Origin of the sequence: uncultured Romboutsia sp. (genome assembly GCF_958366745.1) — a bacterium.
GTDB classification, from domain to species: Bacteria; Bacillota; Clostridia; order Peptostreptococcales; family Peptostreptococcaceae; genus Romboutsia; species Romboutsia timonensis.
In genome coordinates, this window is record NZ_CATXCO010000289.1 from 1 (window position 1) to 2,625 (window position 2,625).

5 protein-coding genes are annotated in these 2,625 nt (G+C 31.2%); all 5 read left to right on the forward strand.

Annotated features, from left to right (window positions below; all coding sequences use genetic code 11):
• Positions 1 to 287 (forward strand): 4Fe-4S dicluster domain-containing protein (locus tag Q5F54_RS12835; protein WP_302334562.1); only part of this gene is annotated, 287 nt, incomplete at its 5' end.
• A 28-nt stretch (positions 288 to 315) separates the two neighbouring features.
• A complete protein-coding gene (locus Q5F54_RS12840) occupies positions 316 to 1,296 on the forward strand; it encodes an RnfABCDGE type electron transport complex subunit D (RefSeq protein WP_281537629.1) in 981 nt (326 codons plus the stop codon).
• On the forward strand, positions 1,296 to 2,255 hold the full coding sequence (locus Q5F54_RS13115) for an RnfABCDGE type electron transport complex subunit G (RefSeq protein ID WP_331562794.1): 960 nt from the start codon (positions 1,296 to 1,298) through the stop codon (positions 2,253 to 2,255). The genes Q5F54_RS12840 and Q5F54_RS13115 overlap by 1 nt, the downstream gene beginning before the upstream one ends.
• Positions 2,237 to 2,305, forward strand: coding sequence for a hypothetical protein (locus Q5F54_RS13315; RefSeq protein WP_369124058.1), 69 nt, complete (start codon positions 2,237 to 2,239; stop codon positions 2,303 to 2,305). Before Q5F54_RS13115 ends, Q5F54_RS13315 begins: the two co-directional genes overlap by 19 nt.
• 3 nt (positions 2,306 to 2,308) lie before the next feature.
• On the forward strand, positions 2,309 to 2,625 hold a 317-nt coding region (locus tag Q5F54_RS12850; RefSeq protein ID WP_302334563.1), incomplete at its 3' end, for an Rnf-Nqr domain containing protein.

The following is a 2,625-nucleotide window of genomic DNA, read 5'->3' on the forward strand; positions in this document are numbered from 1 at the left end:
GTGCGTCAGGAATATTATGTTTAGATAAGCAGGAATCAAAAACTCCAAATTCACAAAACTGTTTAAGATGTGGAAAGTGTCTAGATGTATGTCCAGCATTTTTACAACCATTATATATAAGTGCTTATTCATTGAAAAATGATTATGAAAGTGCAGAAAGCTATAGAGCTTTAGATTGTATTGAATGTGGGTCATGCTCATTTATATGTCCGGCAAGGAGACCATTACTTCAATCAATAAGAAATGCAAAAAGAGAAATAATAGTAAATAAAAAAGGAGCCTATTAACAAATAGGTTAAATTAGGGGGAAAAATGATGGAAAATAAGCTGATAGTATCGTCGTCTCCTCATGTGAGAACTAATAAAGATACATCATATATAATGAAGCAAGTTGTGATAGCACTTCTTCCTGCTACATTAGCTGCACTATTCTTTTTTAGATTAAGTGCACTAAATGTAATATTCTTTTGTGTAACTGGCTCAGTTGGGGCAGAGTTTGTATGTCAAAAAATTTCTAAACAAGAAAGTACTATAGGAGATTTTTCAGCAGTTGTAACAGGATTATTATTAGCATTTAATGTTCCTGCATCACTTCCATGGTGGATGTGTTTATTAGGGGCAGCATTTGCAATAATAGTAGTAAAAATGGTATTCGGTGGAATAGGAAATAATTTTGTAAATCCTGCACTTGCAGCGAGAGCATTTTTATTAGCTTCTTTCCCAGTTGCAATGACACTGTGGACAAGAACAGGAGTAAATTGGGTAAGTTCAGGAAATATAGATGCTTATACAACAGCAACACCGTTAAGTTTTTTAAAGGCAGGATCAAATGGAGTTTCATCTTTAGCAGATAGTGGAATAAGTATTAGTAATATGCTTATAGGAAATATAGGTGGATGTATAGGAGAAACATCAGCTGTACTAATTATATTAGGCGGACTATATTTAATGTATAAAGGTATTATAAATTATGTTATACCAACATTTTATATATGTACAGTAGCTATTTTAATGTTTATATTAGGTGGATTTAATTTTACCTTTGTAATATATGAGTTATTAGCAGGGGGATTAATGTTAGGTGCATTCTTTATGCTAACTGATTATACAACTTCACCAATGACTAAAAAAGGCCAAATTATATATGCAGTTTTAGCTGGTTTAATTACAACGGTAATAAGACTATATGGTGGTTATCCAGAGGGAGTATCATACTCAATACTACTAGTTAATATAATGACTCCTCTTATAGACAAGTACACTAAGACAAAAGTATTTGGGGAGGTGTCTAAATAATGAAAGATATATTAAAATTAGGGGTAACTTTATTTGCAATATGTGCAGTTGCAGCATTAGTATTAGGTGTCACAAATAATATTACAGCACCAGTTATAGAAGAAAGAAATATTCAAGCAAGTAATGAAGCACGTAAAACTGTACTACCAGAGGCTGATGAATTTAAAGAATTAGAAGGTATGAATTCGGATATAGTTCTTGAGGTTTATGAAGGTATAAAAGATGGACAAGTTATAGGTTATACAATAAAAACATCATCAAAAGGATATGGTGGAGCTATTGAATTAATGGTTGGGATATCTAAAGATAGCAAAATAACAGGTGTAGAGATAGGTAATCATAGTGAAACTCCAGGATTAGGATCAAAAGCTACAGAACCTATTTTTAAGAATCAATATGTAGATAAAGATGTATCAAATTCACTTTTAGTAGTAAAAGGAAGTGCAAATAATGATAATGAAATATCTGCAATATCTGGAGCAACTATAACTTCTAATGGAGTTACCAGTGGTGTAAATGCCGCAATGAAAATATATAATGAAAAATTATCAGGTAATGATAATGAAATGGCTTATGATGAAAATATAGATCCAAAGGAAAAAATATTTAAATCAGCTTCATTTACAGAATTAAAAGGTAAAGCAGAAGGGGAAGTTTTAAGAGTTTATAAAGCTAAAAATGGAGATGAAATAATAGGTTATATATTTGATACTGAAACAGATGGATATAGTGAAAAAACAGAAGTTTTAGTTGGAATCACTACTGATCGTCAAATAAAAGGTGTTGAACTAGGTATAAATACTAGAAAAAATCAGTATTTAGCGTCTACATTTGATACAGGTCTTAAAAAACAATTTGAAAATATAAAAGCTCAAGAAGTTGAACTAGTATCAGAGGCTCGTAAAAAGAAAATGATATACAAGTTGTATCTGGTGCTACGATATCATCAAAATCAATAGTTAACGCTGTTAATGCAGCTGTTAATCTATTTAATAAGATGGAGGGGTAGAATATGAAGTTTACGAAATTATTGAAAAATGGAATAGTAGATGAAAACCCAGTACTTGTACAAGTAATAGGTATGTGTCCTACTCTAGGTGTAACTACATCTGCTATAAATGGATTAGGAATGGGACTTTCTACAACTGCAGTTTTAATTTGTTCGAATATAGTAATATCCCTAATGAGAAAATTTATACCAGATAAAATAAGAATACCAGCTTTTATAGTTGTAATAGCAACCTTTGTTACTATGGTAGGTATGTTACTTAAAGCATATATACCAGCGTTAGATGATGCCCTAGGTTTGTTTATACCTTTAATAGTTGT

Bases quoted from the DNA above. Each gene is read 5' to 3' on its own strand.
- Q5F54_RS12840 (WP_281537629.1), top strand. From the start codon at position 316: ATGGAAAATAAGCTGATAGTATCGTCGTCTCCTCATGTGAGAACTAAT.
- Q5F54_RS13115 (WP_331562794.1), top strand. From the start codon at position 1,296: ATGAAAGATATATTAAAATTAGGGGTAACTTTATTTGCAATATGTGCA.